This window comes from Microbulbifer salipaludis (genome assembly GCF_017303155.1).
Classification (GTDB): Bacteria; Pseudomonadota; Gammaproteobacteria; order Pseudomonadales; family Cellvibrionaceae; genus Microbulbifer; species Microbulbifer salipaludis.
Map to the genome: position 1 here is coordinate 1224465 of NZ_JAEKJR010000001.1, position 19515 is coordinate 1243979.

At 60.3% G+C, this 19515-nt stretch carries 19 protein-coding genes; 7 read left to right on the plus strand and 12 right to left on the minus strand.

The window, feature by feature from the left end; genetic code table 11:
• Positions 1 to 2: 2 nt before the first annotated feature.
• The 6 genes from JF535_RS05150 to JF535_RS05175 form a co-directional block, all read right to left on the minus strand.
• Positions 3 to 407 (minus strand): cation:proton antiporter subunit C, encoded by a 405-nt coding sequence (locus tag JF535_RS05150; RefSeq protein WP_206999826.1) that lies wholly within the window; start codon positions 405 to 407, stop codon positions 3 to 5.
• A gap of 1 nt (position 408) precedes the next feature.
• Complete coding sequence (locus JF535_RS05155) at positions 409 to 1473, minus strand: DUF4040 domain-containing protein (RefSeq protein WP_207000246.1); 1065 nt, start codon at positions 1471 to 1473, stop codon at positions 409 to 411.
• A gap of 76 nt (positions 1474 to 1549) precedes the next feature.
• Entirely contained in the window at positions 1550 to 1954 is a 405-nt protein-coding gene (gene mnhG, locus JF535_RS05160; RefSeq protein WP_340674126.1) for a monovalent cation/H(+) antiporter subunit G, read from the minus strand.
• Positions 1947 to 2234, minus strand: a complete 288-nt coding sequence (locus tag JF535_RS05165) for an MrpF/PhaF family protein (RefSeq protein WP_227718125.1) — start codon at positions 2232 to 2234, stop codon at positions 1947 to 1949. Before JF535_RS05165 ends, mnhG begins: the two co-directional genes overlap by 8 nt.
• Entirely contained in the window at positions 2231 to 2764 is a 534-nt protein-coding gene (locus JF535_RS05170; RefSeq protein ID WP_206999828.1) for a Na+/H+ antiporter subunit E, read from the minus strand. The genes JF535_RS05165 and JF535_RS05170 overlap by 4 nt, the downstream gene beginning before the upstream one ends.
• A gap of 69 nt (positions 2765 to 2833) precedes the next feature.
• Positions 2834 to 3292, minus strand: coding sequence for a hypothetical protein (locus JF535_RS05175; protein WP_206999830.1), 459 nt, complete (start codon positions 3290 to 3292; stop codon positions 2834 to 2836).
• Between the two features lie 229 nt (positions 3293 to 3521).
• On the opposite strand from JF535_RS05175, the gene JF535_RS05180 reads away from it, so the two are divergent.
• Positions 3522 to 4244 (plus strand): response regulator, encoded by a 723-nt coding sequence (locus JF535_RS05180; RefSeq protein WP_206999832.1) that lies wholly within the window; start codon positions 3522 to 3524, stop codon positions 4242 to 4244.
• Positions 4245 to 4256: 12 nt separating this feature from the next.
• On the opposite strand, the gene JF535_RS05185 is transcribed toward JF535_RS05180, so the two are convergent.
• Together JF535_RS05185 and xseB are read right to left on the minus strand one after the other, a co-directional pair.
• Entirely contained in the window at positions 4257 to 5159 is a 903-nt protein-coding gene (locus JF535_RS05185) for a polyprenyl synthetase family protein (protein ID WP_207000250.1), read from the minus strand.
• A gap of 27 nt (positions 5160 to 5186) precedes the next feature.
• The gene (xseB, locus tag JF535_RS05190) at positions 5187 to 5459 is read right to left on the minus strand and encodes an exodeoxyribonuclease VII small subunit (protein ID WP_206999834.1); all 273 of its coding nucleotides are present in this window, start codon (positions 5457 to 5459) and stop codon (positions 5187 to 5189) included.
• Positions 5460 to 5617: 158 nt separating this feature from the next.
• Here xseB and JF535_RS05195 point away from each other — a divergent pair, with 158 nt between their 5' ends.
• From JF535_RS05195 to JF535_RS05210, 4 genes are read left to right on the plus strand one after another with little or no spacing between them, the layout of a single operon-like run.
• Positions 5618 to 7741: a TonB-dependent receptor gene (locus JF535_RS05195; RefSeq protein ID WP_340674127.1), complete on the plus strand. Its 2124-nt coding sequence runs from the start codon at positions 5618 to 5620 to the stop codon at positions 7739 to 7741.
• A gap of 34 nt (positions 7742 to 7775) precedes the next feature.
• The gene (locus JF535_RS05200; RefSeq protein ID WP_206999836.1) at positions 7776 to 9299 is read left to right on the plus strand and encodes a PepSY-associated TM helix domain-containing protein; all 1524 of its coding nucleotides are present in this window, start codon (positions 7776 to 7778) and stop codon (positions 9297 to 9299) included.
• A gap of 31 nt (positions 9300 to 9330) precedes the next feature.
• Positions 9331 to 10638, plus strand: coding sequence for an ATP-binding protein (locus JF535_RS05205; protein WP_206999838.1), 1308 nt, complete (start codon positions 9331 to 9333; stop codon positions 10636 to 10638).
• Positions 10635 to 11189, plus strand: coding sequence for a response regulator (locus tag JF535_RS05210; RefSeq protein WP_206999840.1), 555 nt, complete (start codon positions 10635 to 10637; stop codon positions 11187 to 11189). Before JF535_RS05205 ends, JF535_RS05210 begins: the two co-directional genes overlap by 4 nt.
• A 13-nt stretch (positions 11190 to 11202) precedes the next feature.
• Here the strand turns inward: JF535_RS05210 and JF535_RS05215 are convergent, their stop codons facing one another.
• On the minus strand, positions 11203 to 12756 hold the full coding sequence (locus JF535_RS05215; protein WP_340674128.1) for a DUF7133 domain-containing protein: 1554 nt from the start codon (positions 12754 to 12756) through the stop codon (positions 11203 to 11205).
• Between the two features lie 845 nt (positions 12757 to 13601).
• Between JF535_RS05215 and JF535_RS05220 the strand changes: the two genes are divergently transcribed.
• A complete protein-coding gene (locus JF535_RS05220; protein ID WP_206999842.1) occupies positions 13602 to 14189 on the plus strand; it encodes an HNH endonuclease in 588 nt (195 codons plus the stop codon).
• A gap of 81 nt (positions 14190 to 14270) precedes the next feature.
• Positions 14271 to 16082, plus strand: coding sequence for an amidohydrolase (locus tag JF535_RS05225; protein WP_242523595.1), 1812 nt, complete (start codon positions 14271 to 14273; stop codon positions 16080 to 16082).
• 47 nt (positions 16083 to 16129) lie between these two features.
• Here the strand turns inward: JF535_RS05225 and JF535_RS05230 are convergent, their stop codons facing one another.
• The 3 genes from JF535_RS05230 to hisC all read right to left on the minus strand — a co-directional run bounded on the left by JF535_RS05230 (position 16130) and on the right by hisC (position 19449).
• Entirely contained in the window at positions 16130 to 17143 is a 1014-nt protein-coding gene (locus JF535_RS05230) for a D-alanine--D-alanine ligase (RefSeq protein ID WP_206999844.1), read from the minus strand.
• A gap of 34 nt (positions 17144 to 17177) precedes the next feature.
• Positions 17178 to 18065, minus strand: a complete 888-nt coding sequence (mepA, locus tag JF535_RS05235; protein ID WP_206999846.1) for a penicillin-insensitive murein endopeptidase — start codon at positions 18063 to 18065, stop codon at positions 17178 to 17180.
• Positions 18066 to 18354: 289 nt separating this feature from the next.
• On the minus strand, positions 18355 to 19449 hold the full coding sequence (gene hisC / locus JF535_RS05240) for a histidinol-phosphate transaminase (protein WP_206999848.1): 1095 nt from the start codon (positions 19447 to 19449) through the stop codon (positions 18355 to 18357).
• Positions 19450 to 19515 lie beyond the last annotated feature (66 nt).

The window sequence follows — 19515 nt, forward strand, 5'->3', positions numbered from 1 at the left end:
GTTTATTGCTCCTTACCGGCAGAGGTCTGGGCCGCAGCCTGTTGCGCGCTGCGCTCCTGCAGGGCTTCTTCGGCCTGGATGTCGCGCTCTTCGATGGACCCGTAAGCGCCTTTGATGCGGATGATCAGCGCCAGTGCCAGCGAGGTGGTCGCAATGCCCACCACAATGGCGGTCAGAATCAGCACGTGCGGCAGCGGGTTGGAATACAGGGTGACACCGTCACTGAGAATGGGCGCGCTGCCACCATCCACCTTGCCGACGCTGATGTAGAAAATGAAAACCGAGGTCTGAAAAATATTCAGCCCGATAATTTTTTTAACCAGGTTGCCCTGGGCAATGACCATATACAGGCCGATCATCATCAGCGCGATAACGATCCAGTAGTTGTAGTGTGATGCCAGTAACACTTTATCCGGCCCTCCCTTCGACACCCTGCAGATCGTCCAGCGGCGATATTGCCGCTGAGGAAGCCGTTGCAGGGAGTTGCACGCTGCGCACACGCAGCTGCGCAGAAAACAGATAAAACACCATAATCATCACCGCCGCCACGGTGATGCCCACACCCAGCTCAATGGCGATGATGCCCACATGCTGGCCGGTTACCGGATTGCCGGCGAGTGCGCCGTAATCCAGAAAATTCTTGCCGCTGACCAGGCTCAGCAGGCCTACACAGCCATAGATCAGCACGCCCACCGCCGACAGCATTTGCACCAGGCCGTGGGAGGCGACCTTGCGCACGGCGTCGAGGCCGAACACCAGCCCGTAGAGGATAAAGCCCACCGCAAAGATCACACCCGCCTGGAAGCCTCCGCCGGGGCCATACTCGCCGTGGAACTGCACATACAGTGCGTACAGCATGATGGGCGCGATCAATACCTTGGCCACCACGCGCAACACGATATCGCGGGATTGCGCTTCCACCGGCGTTTGCGGACTGGCCTGCAGCGGCTGCTCCGCGCGTGCCATCAACAGTGACAGCACGCCGAGACCGGCAGTGAAAATTACCACCACCTCACCGAAGGTATCGAATCCGCGATAGCTCGCCAGTACCGAGGTGACAATGTTGGGAATGCCGATCTCCGCCATGGATTCGGAAATATAGTGCGGTGCCACGTGCATGTGCGCCGGCGCATTGGCATCGCCAAACGAGGGCATATCGACGGTGGCCGCGATCAACATGGCGCCCACCGAAGCCACCAGCGCGATGGCCAGGCGCGCGCGGGCGCGATCGGCGCGCTGGTAACGGCCACACAGCGCGAGCGTCATCACGATCAGCAGCGGGGAAATACCCGCACCCACGGCGGCCTCGGTAAACGCGACATCCACCGCACCCATAGTCATGAAAAAGCCTGCGGACAGCAGCCCGTAAATCCCCGCCAGCATCGCGGCGGCGAACAGGTCCTTGATCCAGGCAATGGAAATGGCGGTGGCCAGCAACAGTGCCAGCAAGGCGATATCCAGCAGCAGGTCCATCAATTACGCTCCCGGAGGATTTGTTGTTTTGGTCTCATAGCGATCGTCATCGTGAAGACATGCGGTGAATGGGACATCAGGCCCGGGTGTCATCGGCGGCCTCAACGGCGGTGTCCGTTGTATTGCCCGCGCTTGCCGCCGTCGAGCTGGCAGTTTCAGGTTGCGTGGCTCCCGTTGTCACAGGCGGCAGCCGCAGGGCACTGAGCTGGGCCGAGCGCGCCAGAGCATGGCTGGCGGTGGGGCTGGTGAAGAAAATAAACAGCATGATCATACCCAGCTTGAACAGGGCCAGCGACCAGCCGGCAGCCAGCATCAAACCGCTGATGATCAAAAAGGTGGCCAGGGTATCGGTCACGCCGGCGGAATGCATACGGGAGTAGAAGTCGGGAAAACGCAGCAGTCCGATGGCCCCGGTCAGCATAAAAAAGCAGCCCAGCAATAGCAGCAGGCCACTGGCAAACGTCAGCAACGAATCAATCACCGGTCACCTCCGTTGCGGACGCCGCGTTTGCGGTACGGAATTCAAAGTACCGCAGCACACCGATCACACTCACGAAGTTGATCAGCGCATAGACCAGGGCGATATCCAGAAACTCCGGTTTGCCGAAGGTAAAGCAGATGACCGCGATTAGCAGTACGGTTTTGGTGCTGAACATGTTCACCGCGAGAATCCGGTCGTGAATACTCGGGCCACGCACTGCACGGATCAAGGCCAGTGACATGACCACCAGCAATGCCACGAGGGTTGCATACAGCATCATGATGGCGACCCCGTTGCTGTGTTACTGGAGCCCTGGTTTTCCGTCAGTTTTCGAATGCGCTGTTCCATTTCACCTTGCTTTACTTCGTCCAGCCCCGCACGGGTTAATGCGTGTACCAGAATGGAGCTATCACTCACGTCGATGGCCACGGTGCCGGGGGTCAGGGTAATGGAATTGGCATACAGCACTTTGCCCAGATCCGTCTTCAGGGTGGTGGGGATGCGTTCACTGCAGGGGGAGATGGTCGCTGGCATGTTTATTTTTCCGCGCAGCAGGCCGCCCCATACGCAGCGTGCCACTTCCAGGTTACTGGCAATGATTTTGCGCAGCAGCCAGAGGTAGTAGCGGGGCAGTGTGGACCACAGCTCCAGCGGCAGCGACTCACCGTCTACGACCTTCATACGACGGGCAATGGCGATCACAAAAAGAATGGAGATCAACCCGAATGCGAGCAGCAGGGGCGTGTAATGGCCGGAGTTGGCCAGCCAGATAAAGGCGAGAACGGCAAACAGGCAAAGGGTGTAACGCATGAATGTTCTACTACACAAACTTTACAGAAACCGCTGAGTACACGCCTCGGCGGGGCAACCAATTTGGCATTATTTTTCGATGACATCATCGCAGCGGTAGTGGTTTTCAAACACCGCGAGCATCACAGATTCCGATGTCGCGTCTTCTGCTTCTGGCGGCGCAAGCCCAGCCACCTTGGCGATCAGCGCGTTGATGGTTTCGGCGCGGGGCAGGCAATAGCGGCTGCTGATTTTCTGCTCTGTCTCTGCGGACAGCCGGCCGGTGCGCGTGCGAATGGCGCGGGCGACAAACTGGGACGGGCGATCTTCCTCCGCGATAATCTCGGTACTGGCAGACAGGTAGCCCTGTATAAAGGCGCGGCAGGTTGTGGCGCCCGAACCCTGTGGATCTATTGCATGAGATTTGCAGGCTTCGATCAATCCGGTTGCGGTGAGTGGTTCCATGGCTACGGCGGGCTGCCCGCCGATAGCAGTCGCCACAGCCGCCAACATGGCGGGCGCGAGGACCCTGGGCAGAAGTCGCTTCATACGCATCACTCGTCACGTTTATCGTTTTTTTTGTCAGCGTTTTTTTGTGCGTTTTTATGCTTGCGTTTACTTTGGCACTTTATTTGTGCGGAAGATTGCCAAAAGTGTGAAAAAGTGTGCGAACCCGTGTAAATTCTACGGGCGGCGTCAGGCCGCTGCTGGTGTGCAGCGGCGCTGCGTATGCCGAACGGCACGACGGCTGAACAGGTACAAAACGAGGTGGCAGCGGATGGCAAATGAGGCAGTAAAAGCCCGCATCCTGGTGGTGGATGGGGGCGAAGACGCCCGCGATGCGCAGGCAGACTTGTTGGCATCTGCCGGGTATGGGGTGGTGACGGCGGCCGACGGGGAGCAGATGCTGGCCTGCCTGCAAGCGCACCCGATTGACCTGGTTCTGCTGGAGGTGGACCTTGCCGGTAGCGACGGGTTTGAACTCTGCCGATACCTGTGTAGTGACGAGACCCTGCCGCCGGTGGTTTTCGTCACTGCACGGGGAGACGAAGTCGATCGCGTAGTGGGGCTTGAAATGGGGGCAGACGACTACGTGGTGAAGCCCTACTTTGAGCGCGAGCTGCTGGCGCGGGTGAAAGCGGTGCTGCGCCGGGCGAAGCGGCCCCCACGCAGCGGCAGGCGCGGCGTGTTCACCTTTGCCGGCTGGCGTTTTTGCCCGGTGCAGATGCAGCTACTCGACCCGGACGGCAACATCGTTCCCCTTTCCTCCAGTGAAACCGAGCTGCTGCTGGCGTTTGTGCAGTATCCGCAGGAGCCTTTGTCGCGGGATCGCCTGCTGGACCTGACCAAGGGGCGCGAGAGTTTCCCGTTTGATCGCAGTATCGACTCCCATGTGAGCCGCCTGCGCCGCAAGCTGGGTGACGATGCCAAGCAGCCGGAGATCATCAAGACGGCCTGGGGGACAGGTTACATCTTTACCTACGCGGTGGAAGCGGGATAAGAGGCGCTGACTTCAGTGACTGCGTTCAACGATATAGTCCGCGAGCTGCTGCAGCACCCGGGTGTCTACTGTATCCACACCGGCAGCCACGTCGTTCAGGGCGCGGGCGGCTTCCGCGTGTAGCGCCTGCGCTTCGGCGCGGGCGCCGTCCAGGCCCAGCAGGGAAACGTAGGTGGGCTTGTTGCGCGCCGCATCGGCACCCTGGGTTTTGCCCAGGGTCTCGGTATCTGCGGTCACGTCGAGAATGTCGTCCTGCACCTGGAACGCCAGACCAATGGCCTCCGCATAGCGGCTGATGGCGGCGAGCTGCACGTCGTTGGCACCGCCGATCAGGGCGCCAATGCGGGCACTGGCCACAATCAGTGCGCCGGTTTTCAGGCGGTGCATTTCTTTCAGCTGTGCCAGCGTCAGGCTTTGCTCCACCGCCGCCAGATCAATGGCCTGGCCGGCAACCATGCCGCGGGCGCCAGAAGCGCGCGCCAGCTCGCCAATCACGCGAATTTGCAGGGGCGCCGGCAGCGGCGAGGCGGAAAGCAGTTCGAACGCCTGGCACTGCAGCGCATCGCCGGCGAGGATGGCGGTAGCCTGATCAAACTGGATATGACAGGTGGGGCGGCCGCGGCGCAGGTCGTCGTCGTCCATTGCAGGAAGGTCATCGTGTACCAGTGAGTAAGCGTGTACACACTCCAGCGCCGCCGCTGCTTCGTGGCTGAGCGCGATGGCCTCTTTGCCCCCCAGTGCGCGGGCGGCGGCGTACACCAGTGCCGGGCGCAGGCGCTTGCCGGGACCGAGTGCGGCGTAATTCATGGCCGCGAACAGGGCGTGTGCGTTGGACTGGTCAGAAAGGGCGTGCTTCAGGGTCTGTTCGACCTGGTGGCCAGACGTCTGCAAAAACGCCTTGAGGCCCGCAGACATGCCCGCAGGCTTGGTGGAAGTGCTCACTTACTCCGCATCTCCAGCGCCGGGGTTTGCGGAAAATTCGTCCGGGGTATCGAACGGAAGCTCCTGGACCTGGCCGTTCTCCTCCATCAGTACCTTCACTTTCTGCTCGGCGCTGGCCAGCTTCTTCTGGCATTCGCGGGTCAGTTTCACCCCGCGCTCAAAGTCCGCCAGTGCCTCATCAAGGGGCAGGTCGCCACTTTCCAGGCGCTCGACCAGTTGCTCCAGTTCTTCCAGTGCGCTCTCGAAGGTCGCGGTCTTCTTTTTGGCTGCCATGGGGATATCTCTGATGGGACTGCAGGAGCGGGCAACCTTAGCGGCAACCGCAAGGAGGGTCAATCTCATGCCCCCTGCGACAATATGGCGCACTTGCGCGCGGGGCTTTTTCGATAACATTTGCGCTTCGATAACGAACCCTCGACAAGGAAGAAGCTGTGTCCCGCTTTACTGTTGTTGCATTTTTCCCGGCTGCGCTGCTACCAATGGGGCTTGCCGTGGCCGCAAGTCCGCAAAACCCGGATAGCGTGCTTGAGCAGGTGATTGTCACGGCCACCCGCGAGGCCAAGGTGCGCGCTGAGCTGGCAGAGTCGGTGGGGGTGATTGACGAGGCCGCGCTGGAACATATCGCACCTGCGCACCCGGCCGATGCGCTCAATCGGGTGGCCGGGGTGCATGTGAACAACCTGGGCGGAGAAGGACATATGACGTCCATTCGCCAGCCCATTTCCACTGCCGGGGTTTATCTGTTTCTGGAAGACGGTATTCCCACACGCCCCACCGGTTTCTTTAACCACAACGGCCTGTACGAGATCAACGTGCCCCAGAGCGCGCAGCTGGAGGTCACCAAGGGCCCGGCTTCCGCGCTCTATGGCAGTGATGCCATCGGCGGGGTGATCAATGCCGTCACCAAGGCGGCACCGGATTCGCCTGAAATTACCCTCAATGGTGAGCTGGGCGCCGACGGTTGGCAGCGCGCGCTGATTTCCGGTGGCAACCCACTCGGCCAGCACAGCGCCTTTCGTCTGGACCTGAACAGCACCGCCAGCGAGGGCTTCCGCGAGGAAGCGGAATACTCCCGCACCTCCATGAGTGGCCGCCTCGACAGTCGGTTTGCCGAGGGCTGGGACAGCAAGACGGTGTTGTCTTATTCCACCATCGACCAGAGCGGTGTATCTGGCCTGGAGGAAGACGACTACCGCAACAATGTAGAAAAGAATCTCTACCACGGGGATATCGGCTATCGGGAAGTGGAGGCCTTCCGCCTCTCCTCCGAACTGGCCTACACCCCGAGCGACAACAGCCTGGTTACCGCCACCCCGTTTATCCGCCACAACACCATGGCGATGATGCCGAGCTGGATGGTGACCTACGACCCGAATATTCGCGACACCGAATTCAGTTCCTACGGCCTGCTGCTGAAGTACCGGCACAATTTTGTTCGCGGTGAAGTCATCGTCGGTGTTGACGCGGATTACACACCGTCGGAGTACCGCGAGGAGCGCATCCAAGTCTTCCGTGATGGTGAGATATTTACCGACTATGCGCGCACTGGCGAGCTGACCTACCACTTTGAAGCGGAGCAATCCTCCATCTCCCCTTATGTGCACGCAGAATTCGCTCCCAGCGAGCGCTGGCGCCTGAGCGCCGGCCTGCGCTACGACGTGTTCGAAGTGGATTACGAGGATCAGCTGGGTACCCCCAACACCGATGCCGCTCATTTCCGCCCCGCGTCCCAGTCCCGCGATTACGACAACCTGAGCCCGAAACTGGGCGCGGTGTACAGGCTCAGCGACAACCACCAGCTTTACGCCAGTTACCGCCACGCCTTCCGCGCGCCCACCGTGGGTACCCTGTTTCGCCCGGGCTCCTCTGAGGGCACCACCGAGTTGGAGCCGGTGACCAGTGTCAGCCAGGAAATCGGCCTGCGCGGTATTGTCGCCGAGGGGGTGAATTACGAGGTGGCGGTGTACGACATGACCACCGAGAACGACATCGTCAGCTACATCTCCAACACAGACGAGGGCAATGATCGCAAGACCACCAACGCCGGTGAAACCAGCCACAAGGGCGTGGAGGTCTCCGTGCAGGCGCCAATCGGGCAGGCGTGGCAGCTGGGGGTTTCCTACGCGGCCATGCGCCAGCAGTACGAAGACTACTCCTATGTATTCAGCCGGTTTGATCCGGGCTGTTTCTGCACGGTGCGCGAAAACCTGAACTTTGCCGGCAACGATATCAGCCGCGCACCGCAGTCCCTCGCCAACGTCACCCTGGCCTATACCCCCGAGTGGCTGAACGGCCTGCGCATGGAACTGGAGTGGTCGCATATGGGCGATTACTACACCGATGAGACTAACACCCAGAAGTACGCCGGCCACGAGCTGTTGAACCTGCGCGCCACCCACGACTTCGGTGAAGACCTGTCCGTGTACGCGCGCCTGTCGAATATCACCGACGAGCGCTACTCCACCTACACCTCCAACCAGGTGGGTGACGAGGACCTGAGCTACCGCCCGGGACTGCCGCGCTCCCTGTTTGCCGGTGTGCGTTACCGCTTTTGATTATCAACAAGAATAACGAGCGATCGAGAGCAGTATGAATCTGAAAAAGCAGTGGCTGGAATGGCACAACAAACTCGGCTGGTGGGCGCTGGCGGGTATCCTGATCTGGGCGATTTCCGGGATCACCCACCCGATGATGGCCTGGTTTGGGCCGTCGGCGGCCAAATTCTTCCCGCCCTCGGTAAGCCTTGATGCCAGCAAGCTGGGCGCACTGCCCAGCTTGCTGGCAGACGGCGACAAGCTGCGCGGTGCGCGCGTGGTCAAGCTGGTGCCGGGAGAGGCCGCACCGCTCTTGCAGGTAACACACTCGGAGACAGCGCCGCGCCGCTATTTCCACCTCGACAGTGGGCGCGAAGTCACCGACGGTGATATACAGCAGGCCCGCTGGCTCGCCACCTATTACAGCGGCCGCCCGGCAGATCAGATTGCCGAACTCCAGCTGCAGACCGGCTTCGACAATGCGTATCCCTCGGTCAATCGCCTGCTGCCGGTGTACCGGGTGCGCTTCGCCGGCGACGACGCCCTGACCCTGTTTATACACACCGAAACCGCGGCACTGGCGTCCATCACTGACCGCAGCAAGACGCTGTTGCAGGGGGTGTTTCGGCAGCTGCACACCTTCGCCTGGCTGGATGATCTCGAATACGGCCGCCTGATTCTGATTGGCCTGCTGATGCTCACCCTGTCCGCGTTCGCCGCTACCGGCCTGGCGCTGGTGTTTGCGCTGAAGCGGCGCAAGATCAAGGACGGCAAGCGCCGCTACCACCGCCTGCTCGGTTATGTGCTGTGGCTGCCGCTGCTGGGCTGGTCAGCCAGCGGTTTCTATCACCTGCTGCAATCCTCCCTGGTGGAGTCGGTACAGGGTCTGCGCCTGGGCGAAGCCGGGGAGTACCGCAATCTGAGCACAGAATTTGCCTGGGTGAGCGCGCTCGAAGGCCGCGCCATCAACAGCCTGTCGCTGATCCGTGGATCCGACGATGTGCCGCTTTACCGTGTCGGCCTGGCGCCGGCGGAAAGCGCCGCGCCCGGCAATCGCAACCAGCGCTTTGATGGCCGTCCGTCGGAATCCGGTTCCCTGTTTGTGGATGCGCACAGTGGACAGCTTTTGTCGGATTTCGGCGATCGTGACCAGGCGCAGTTGCTGGCCACACGTCTTGCGGGAATTCAGGCCGAGGATATAGCCGGCATGCAGCTGGTCACCCGCTACGGGGCGGGATACGACTTCCGCAACAAGCGCCTGCCGGTGTGGCAGGTGGATGTGGCGAACGACGATAAGACCATGCTGTTTGTGGACCCGGTCACCGGCGTGCTGGTGGATCAGTCCCGCGGTATCGACCGTGCCGAAAGCCTGTCCTTTTCCCTGCTGCACAAGTGGAACCACCTGACGCCATTTACCGGGCGCCAGGGCCGCGATGGGTTGATCGTATTCACGCTGCTGCTGTTGCTCGCCGGCGCGGTTCTCGGCGGTGTCATGCTCGCGAAACGCAAAAAACGCCGCAGTTCGCTGGCGGCAGACGGCGGGGTCGCTGGCTCTATCGGTTCTGCGGCGACACAATAGGCGGCTCACGCACTACCGAGTCGATTGCCCCGTGCCATTGAACCTGCCCCCGCCGAGCGGCGACCAAGCCATCATCACCAACCTGCGGCGCCTGACCGCGCTGCGGGCTATTGCCCTGCTGGCGTATATCGCGGTGAGCCTGTGGCTGGGGGATACCTTGTCTGGGGGTGCGCTGGTATTTGTCGCTTTGGGGTTAGTCACCACGCTGGTGAGCGGCTGGCGCGCCCGTGGCAGTGTGGCGCTGGGACGGCTGGAATTTTTCGGCCACTTGCTGATGGATTGGCTGTGGTTGCCGCCGCTGCTGGCGTTTAGCGGTGGTGCCGCCAACCCGTTTGTCACCTACTTGCTCGTGCCGCTGACCATCGCTGCGGCCACCCAGCCGCGCCTGTACACCTGGGTGATGGCCGCGATCAGCATTGCCACCTACACCGGCCTGATTCTCTTTTTCCCAGGTATTGATGGTGGTCACAGTGCTCATGCGGGGCACGACATGGGTCATGGCATGGGGCATGGAACGGATCACGACAGCAGCGCGTTTTACCGCCACCTGATCGGCATGTGGGCCACCTTCGCGTTTTCTGCGCTGCTGATCGCCGGGTTCGTCAACAGCATGGCGGAAGCCCTGCGCAGCCGCGACCGGCACCTGCACACCCTGCGCCAGGAGCAGGCGCGGCGGGATCAGGTCCTGTCCCTGGGCACCCTCGCTGCCGGCACCGCCCACGAGCTGGCCTCCCCCCTGCAAACCATCGGTTTACTGGTGGAAGAGCTGCAGGCGCAACAGCAGGGATTCGCCGCACCGGTGGTGGAAGACCTGGCGCTGCTGCAGCAGCAGGTCAACCTGTGCAAGCAGGCCCTGGAACAACTGAAAAGCCGTGCGCGGGACCCGGCGGGCAGCGAGGAATTTCAGTCGGTGAAGGAATTTATCGCGCGCAGCCTGGAGCGCTGGCAACTGCTGCGCCCGGAGGCGCGCTTTGCGCTGACGCAGCAAGGCCCAGAGAATGTTCGTGCGCGCCTGCCGCTGACCCTGGAGCAGACCTTCATCAATGTGTTGAACAACGCGCTGGACGCCAATCTCGCCGGCGCGGCGACGCAGCCGGTGGAAATAGATGTGCTGTGGTCGGAACAGGGGCTGGTGATGGCGATCACCGACAGCGGCGGGGGCGTGCACCAGCCGCAGCCCGATCCCGATTCGGAGGGGTTCGGTATCGGCCTGATCTTGAGCAAAACCGCCCTGATACAGCTGGGCGGTAGCCTTACCCTGGCCCCCAGAACTAGCGGGCAGGGCACCATCGCGACCATCGAGTTACCGCTGGAATCCCGGCCCGTGGAGGAAGTGTGAACACATCCGAACGTCGCCTGCTGATCGTGGATGATGAGACCGGCACCCGCAATATGCTGGAGCGGGCCATGACCCGCCGTGGCTTTACCACGTTTATTGCAGCGACTGTGGCGGACGCATTGGCGTTGATTGCGCGGGAGCCGTTCGACTGCGCCCTGCTGGATCTGAAAATCGACCATGACAGTGGCCTGGAGCTGATAGCCCCCCTGCGCGCGGCAAACCCGCAAGCGCGGATTATCCTGCTCACGGGCTATTCGAGTATTCCTACCGCCGTGGCGGCCATCAAACTCGGCGCCGACGACTATCTGTGTAAACCCGCCGGTGGCGATCAGTTAGTGGCTGCGCTGGTGGGGGAGCCTGCCCACCCCGGTAATCATCCTGACCTGCCGGAAATATCCTGCACCCCGCCTTCGGTCAATCGGCTGGCGTGGGAGCATATCCAGCGCGTCCTCGCGGAAAATGACGGCAACATTTCCGCCACTGCCCGCGCCCTTGGTATGCACCGCAGAACCCTACAGCGAAAATTACAGAAGCGGCCCAAGGGCCAGTAATCCGCTGTAGGCGTCAGGGCAAGAAGTGCTCCAGCTGCCGCCCGGCGCCCGCAACCTCCCGCTCCATCAGGAAGTGCGCCAGAGCGCGCTTCTGGCTGTCGCTGAAACCGTAGTTGGGCATGGGCGGCGTAGGGGTGTCGAAGTAGTCCGCCAGCTGCTTGAGCGTGTACTTGCGGCTCAGGTCCTTGAGCGGCAGTCGCTGGTGGCAGCGCACGCAGTTGCGGCGCGCGTATATCTGCGCGCCCTGGCGGGCGGCGCCGCCATCGATGGCGAGGGGCTTCTTGGGCGCGCTGATGGGTGGACGCTTGGTGACTGGAGCATCGGATGTCTCCTGACCTGCGGCACCGCGCTGTACCCGGTAGATGGCACCTGCGTAATCGTCGGAAATGTAAATATTGCCGCGCACGTCTTCCGCAATATCCACCGGGCGACCATAGACCGTGGTTTTGTCCTCGCCGAGAAAGCCCCACATAAAGTCGTGTGAGCGGATGCTGCCATCTTCCTGCCAGTGCAGCGATACCACCTTGTAGCCGTCTTTTTCGTCCCGGTTCCAGGAGCCGTGCAGGGCTACCAGCGCGGCCTCGCGGTAGCGATCGGGCTGCTCCGGGCTGCGCAGGAAGTGCATCCCCAACGGCGCATTGTGGGCGCGGAATTCAAACACCGGAGGGATGGAGGCTGCGATCCTTTGCTGCGCCTCGCCGGCGCTCACTTCGTCGCGTTTGCCCTGGCCGTAATCCGGGTCGGGCACGCGGTTGCCGTTGGCGAAGGGCCAGCCGTAAAAGCCGCCCTGTTCCACCCGGTTCAACTCGCAGGGTGGGAAGTCGTTGCCGAGCCAGTCGCGGCCATTGTCGGTGGCGTAGAGCGCGCCGTCTTTCGGTGACCAGTCAAAGCCCACGCTATTGCGCAGGCCAGTGGCATAAATCTGGAAATGGCTGCCGTCCGGTCGAAAACGCATGATGGTTGCGCGCTGCGGGTCTTTTTCTATGCAGACATTGCAGGTAGAGCCGCTGGAGAGATACATCCAGCCATCGGGACCCATACCCAGGGTTTTGGTCCAGTGATTGCCGGTATCCGCCAGGCCATGCACGATTTTCTGGTAGCTCCCGGCAATGCGGCCGTCGGAATGATCGAACGGCACGCGCCCCACACCGTCGCTTTCGGCGATATACAGCCAGTCTTCAAACAGCGCCAGACCGTGGGGGCGTTGCAGCCCGTCAATCAACACGCGCTGCCCGTCGGTCTTGCCGTCGCCATTGCGATCCGTGAGCAACAGGCTCACCTGCCCGAGCTTGGGCTGGGATACCAGCAGATCATTACTGCGGGTGACCGCCATAAACCGCGCGTTGGGTACCTGGTCGCTAAACAGGTCGAGGCGGAAGCCCGGCGCCAGTTGTAACTGGCGGGCTACGGTCTGTTCATTGGTGCTGGCGCCGATCAATTGGCCCCAGGGCACATTGATACCGGGCACCAACCCCTTGACCACCGCGATAATCAACAAAAGCAGGGCAATGGCGGCAAAAGCCACAAGGCGGGAAAAAGTTAGCGCATTTTTCAACGGAGCGTTCACGATCGTCTTGATCTCGTAACAAAAGTAACTATAGTTGGGCGCTAAATGTCGCACAGGCGTACCAGTTGCGATACGCGCCAGCTCTATCCAGAAGGCCCGCCCGGGTTAAATGTGACGACGGTCACATGCTTGTAAGACATCTCTTACATCAACTTCAGCAATTTCCCACTACCCTGATTTTCTCTTTCGACCATAATGTATTTGCAAGGACGGAGAACGGACTGCAAAGGCGGCAAGGACAGGTCACCAAGGAATGGAGACCAGCTGCCAGCTCGAAAGGATTTGGGCACCATCCTGTGAGACGCACCGCTTGGGCTGGATTGCCTGAGCGGTGTTTTACGTTCTGGGGCACTGAAAACGTCAAAATGATTCCCCCGCCGATCTGCGAATGACAACCCATGTCATTTCTCTGCGTATTCCTGCCCGTTACTTCTTATCTTTTTTACTTCTTCTCATTTCCTGAGCTTTTCTACCCGAGATTTTTCATTATTTTTTTCGCCAGGGCAAAAAATACGGGAAATACGGAAAAGTGTCTGGAAATCGTCACAAACCTTCGCTTTAATCAGGACAGGATGGCCCAACACTGTGGCCATGGAGGATGACGCGTTCAGTAACCTAGTGCTGACACCAGTTTCGATGCAACCACCTTTTCTCCATTGGTGGTCAAGCCTGCATCAACTCCAGATTTCGCTGCATTCCACCGGCGGCACCCATATCCTCGATCTTCCCCAGTGCTTTCTTCAGTATTTCTCCAAAGCCCTGTTTTCCCTTTTCTCACAAAGCCCCGCCGGGTTGCCCGCGGGGCTTTGTGCATTCTGCTGTTCGCAAACCCCGGAGGTGGACTCGTGCAAGCGCAAATCCTGAGGTTGAATCTCGCTGGCCAACCCCTGGAGTGGTTGAGCTGGGAAGAAGCCGCCTGTCTGTACGTGCGGGAACTGGTGACCTGGACACTGGGGGGCGTGGTGCAGACGGTACACGGTGGCATTAACCGCCTGGGCGAACGCTCCACCCTCGACCTCGCCGCCATCATCGCCTGCGGCGGCGACCGCATGGCGCGCCCCCGCACCCGCCCACCGCTCAACAACCGCGCGCTCTTTGCCCGCGACCAACACACCTGCCTCTACTGCGGTAACGGGTTCCCCCTCCGCGAACTCACCCGCGACCACATCCACCCGGTTTCCAAAGGTGGAAAAGATAGTTGGGAAAACGTCGTCACCGCCTGCCGCCGCTGCAACCAGCACAAGGGCAATCGGCTGCTGGAGAATATCGATATGGAACTGCTGGCGCTGCCGTTTGTGCCGAATGCGGCGGAGTATCTCGCACTGACCAACAGCGCGCGGATTCGCGGGGACCAGATGGAGTTTCTGCGCGGGCAGTTTTCACGTAAGCGGCAGACTGGCTGGCTGTCTGAAGCGCTACAGCGTGCGAGCTAGCGTTTACGAGCTGGCGAAGCCCCGCTTCTGAAAATCTCTGCTGTGCTATTAATAAGCTTCCTCTGAACGATTGAGCCTGTCATGAAAAGCTACCTCGGTATGTCTCTTGCTGCGTGTGTGTTAATCGCGTGCGCGGCAGAAACCCCTGATAAACCGTCCACGGTTGCCGACACAATTTATTCGGGCGGGCCGATTCTGACAATGGACGAGAAGCAACCCCGGGCAGATGCGGTGGCAGTAAAAGATGGGCGCATTATCGCGGTGGGCAGCGCGGCGGATATAGCGGAACACAAGGGCAGTGGAACCGAAGTGTTTGATTTGATGGGGAGGGCAATGGTGCCGGGGTTTGTAGACAGTCACGGGCATGTTGTGTTCGGTGGTTTACAGGCGCTCTCGGCGAACCTGCTTCCGTCACCGGACGGTGAAGTTACTGATATCGCCTCGTTAAAGCGTGCGCTCAAGCAGTGGGCTGAAGAAAATGCAGAAGCTGTTGCCGCCACCAATATGATTATTGGCTTCGGATATGACAATGCGCAGTTAAAAGAGCTGCGCCACCCTACACGAGCGGACCTTGATGAAGTCGCTCTCGACGTGCCAGTACTCATCGTGCATCAGTCAGGGCACCTCGGGGTGGCGAATTCAAAGGCGCTGGAATTGGCAGGCATTAACAAGGATTCCAAACCACCAGCAGGCGGTGTGATCCAACGCGGTGAAAATGGTGAGCCTAATGGCGTCCTTGAGGAATATGCGTTCTTCTCGGTCTTGGCGCCGCTACTGGGGCAGTTGGGAGACGAGGGGTTGGTGGCTTTTGCTCGTGCGGGCAGCAAGCTGTGGGCCCAGTTTGGTTATACGACAGGGCAAGACGGCCGCTCATCGAAAGCGGCGTTCAAGGCGCTCCAAAAAGCTGCTGCCGATGGCGATATTCCCATTGATGTGGTGGCGTTTCCAGACGTGCTGGAAGGGCGTGATTTTATCAAGCAGAGTGTTTCAAGGGAGTATGTCGATAATGTACGGGTAGGGGGCTGCAAATTGACGATCGATGGATCACCGCAGGGTTTTACCGCACTGCGGGATCGCCCCTACTATGACCCGGTAGGAAATTACCCAGAAGGTTACAAGGGCTACGCCGCAATCAATCAGGAGCAGCTGCAAGAGGCCGTGAATTGGTGTTTTGAGCACGGCCTCCAGATTCTCGTGCATTCCAATGGTGAAGGCGCCTCTGATATGTTGATCGCTGCGTTCAGGAACGCGCGAGAAAAGTATGGTGATCCGGGTAACCGACCCGTGCTGGTGCACGGCCAGTTTCAGCGTGAGGATCAGGTAGATAGCTTCAAAGAGCTGGGTGTTTTCCAGTCGGTGTTTCCCATGCATACCTATTACTGGGGAGATTGGCATCGGGAGCATACCGTTGGCCCGGAAGTGGCCGAAAATATCTCCCCTACCGGGTGGATTCGTCAGCGCGGGCTGATGTTTGGTACGCACCATGATGCGCCGGTTGCCTTACCCAACAGCATGCGCGTGCTCGATGCTACAGTGAACCGCCGCACGCGCAGTGGGTATATTCTCGGGCCGGATCAGCGCGTGGATGTGGAAACGGCATTGAAGGCCATGACAATCTGGCCCGCGTGGCAGCACCTTGAAGAGAATGAAAAGGGGTCAATCGAAGTGGGCAAATTAGCCGATTTCGTTGTGCTGTCGGAGGACCCCACGGCTATCGCGCCCGAAGAACTTGCCGAGCTAAAGGTGGTCCAGACGATAAAAGAGGGCATAGTGATTTTTGAGGCCAGACCCGGCGAGCCAAGTGCACGACTACAGTATGCCCCTTTTTCGAGCAATCCCGAGGCAGCCCATCACGTATTGCACTCTCTGTCTGCTGACGCGACAGTGCATTAAGCGACATAGCGTGAGCCGGCCCCGAGGACGGCAGAGCGTTTACTGACTCAGCCCAGCGCTCCACGTATCAGCGCGGCAAGATACTCCGAAAAATCATGCCCCTGGTTCTGCAACATCTTCGGGAACATGGAGATAGGGGTCATTCCAGGGAAGGTATTCACCTCATTCAGATAAATCTCCCCATCATCGGTCAGGAAGAAATCAATCCGCGACAGGTCCTTCAACTGTAAACCCACGAACGCCCGTTTGGACGCCTCGTGAATCCATCCCAGCTGCGCCTCAGACAAACCCTCCGCCACCACATGGGTCTGCGCGCGGCTGCCTTCAGCGTACTTTTCCTCGTAACTGTAAAACGTATCCGTGGGCGCACACACCTCGCCGGGGGGCGTGATTACCAGCTCGCCCTCGTAGGTGTACGCGGCCACCTCCAGCTCGCGCACCTTCAGGCACTTTTCCACCAACACATAAGGCGACAGGGCAAACGCCTCCTGCAGCGCCTCCGCCAGTGCATCTTCACTGCTGACCTTGTAGCAACCCACCGAAGAGCCCTGATTGGAGGCCTTCACGAACACGCTGCCCCACTTTTGCAATGCATCCCGCGCCTTGGCGACTTCTCCGGGGGTATTCGCGCACAGGAACTGGTAGGGGGTGTTGTCGATGCCCAACGCCGTCAGCCACAACTTAGTGGTGATCTTGTTGAAGCAGATCTTGCTCGCCTCGGAGCCGCAGCCGAAATAGGGCAGGCCGAGAATGTCCAGCTGCGACTGCAGGTCGCCAGTCTCACCGGGATAACCGTGAATGGAGGGAATCACATAATGCACCGGTTGCGCGCTGCCGGTGGCACTGTACAGCAACCGGTCGGAGCGCAGCTCCTGCAGCTGGCCCTGGTCGTCCAGCAAGCGGCCGTCGGCGTCCATAGTCACGCGGGTAAGGCGGATGTCCGGCGCACTGGCCAGTTCCCGCTGGATAAAGTCGGCGGTGCGCAGGGACACATCGTGCTCACTGCCACCTCCGCCACAAATAAGCAGTACATGGATATCGGTCGGGGCCTGGTTGCTCATCGGGCTCTCATCAATCTGGTTGGAACGGTTAACGCTACTGGCCGGGGGTTACCGCGGCTGGCGCGGTCAATACCTGGGTACACTGCGCGGGCATCACCGGCTTCTTGGGCTTCTCCGGTTTCTTGGGCCTTGTATCGTTCAGGATGGCGTAAAACTCATCGCTAAACCACCAGTCCAGACCCCCACCGCAGGGTTTGCCGCGCACTTTGGGCTGGGGTTTACAATTTTTGTCTTCTGGCGGGCAGTTTAGTCGCACATGGAAGTGGTAGTTGTGTCCCCACCAGGGCCGCACCTTGCGCAGCCACGCGTTATCGCTGCCAGCAATATCGCACATTTTCCGCTTGATGGTGGGGTGCACGAAGATGCGTGCGACACGCGGATCTTCCGACGCGATACGCAGAATGCCGGGGATGCGCGGGTCCCAGTTTTTTTCCAGCAACACGTGCTTGCGCGCGTCCGCCATGGGTACCGCAGGAATATTGTCGCGCTCCCAGGGCGTGAGTGGTCGCTCCGCGGCGCGCCGGTCCTGGGAAAACCAGATATCCGCATCCAGCCCCTGCTGGTGGCTCTGGTGCCCACTGCTGAACGGCCCGCCGCGGGCCATCGACATATCGCCGATTTGCAGCCGCCCCAGATCCTGCTCGTCCACCGCATTGGCGAAGTCCTTGAGGAACTCCACCAGGTACGGATTGCCGTAATGCCGGTCGCGGCCGGTGCGCACCAGCTGGAATCCGTCCCCGCGCAGCGGCATCTTCTCCGCCCCACTCAGGCAGCCATTGCTGTAGCCACCGATACTGGCGGGCAGTTGATTGGAGGGCCTTTTCACCGCCTCCCAGGGATTCTGGGCGAAGGCGGGAAAGCTCGCAGCCAGGCAGAGGGCTGTGGCGAGAATTCGAGAAACGAGTTGGGCGTTTGGCGACATGGTTACAGCAATTGCGTCGATTTTGGTATTAGTGGTCGGGAAATTATAGAGGTTCCACTCAACGGTTCTGTGGAAGCATCCGCTTTCGTGGTTTTTGGTGGTTGTTGGCTATTGAGGGGCGGCTTGGCTGGCCGGTGCTCTCTCGCTAGACACGCCGTGCACCCATCCCTGGGGGCTCTGCACCGCCATCCATGGCGGTGAAGGTCTAGCGAGAGAGCCCCGGCCATCCAAGCCTTCAGAACTAACCAATTCGTTACCAACTGGATTGAGGATGAAATACTGGAGAGAGCTATAACACTTCCCGACAAGCCGCCACTAGCGCCTGCATCTCTTCATCCGTACCAATGCTGATACGCAAGTACTCACTAATCCGCGGCTTGTTGAAGTAGCGCACGATGATGTTGCGCTCGCGCAGGGCCTTGAATAAATCCTCGGCGGCGAGCTTCGGCGGCTTGGCCAAAATAAAGTTGGCGGTGGACGGGACGATGTCGAAACCGAGGTCGTCCAGCTGCATGCAGGTCCACTCTCGGGTGGCTATCACTTTGGCGCAGTTGTCGGTCAGCCACGCCTGATCCGCAATGGCCGCGGTCGCCACTTTTTGCGCGATGCCATCGATGGGGTAGGAATTAAACGAGTTCTTCGCCCGGTTCAGGGCCTCGATCAGGTGCGCCTGGCCCATCGCATAACCCAGGCGTAAACCCGCCAGCGCGTGGGACTTCGACAGCGTGTGCACCACCAGCAGGTTCGGGTAGCGGTCGATCAGCGCCACGGCACTCTCCCCGCCAAAATCAATATACGCCTCATCGATCACCACCACTCGTTCGGGGTGCAGCTGCAGCAGCTTCTCGATTTCCGCCAGCGGCAGGTAGCGGCCGGTTGGCGCGTTGGGGTTGGGCAGAATCACACCGCCGGCGTTATCGACACCGTAGTCTTCCACCGCGATGGAAAAGTCTTCGCGCAGCGGCAGGGTCTGCGGCGTAATGTCGTAGAACTGGCAGTACACCGGATAAAAGCTGTAGGTGATATCCGGAAACAGCAGCGGCTGCGGGCGCTTGAAGAAACTGTAAAACGCGTGCGCCAGCACCTCGTCGGAGCCATTGCCCACAAACACCTGCTCTGGCGACAGGTCAAACTGGGTGGCGATGGTCTCGCGCAGCTCGGTGGATTCCGGGTCCGGATACAGGCGCAGGTGGCTCGCCAGGCCCTCTTCCTTCAACACCGCCTGCGCCCTGGGCGATGGCGGGTAGGGGCTCTCGTTGGTGTTGAGTTTAATCAGGCGGGCAGTGGTTTTCGGCTGCTCGCCGGGCACGTAGGGCTGAAGTTGCGCTACGGCGGGGCTCCAGAACGGATTGCCGTGGGCCTGATCCTTCGTTTGATCGCTCATGCTGTCACTCCTTGGCCGGGCACCTGGTCGGGAAACGGGGAGGCGGCGAGCCCGGCGGTGGGAGAT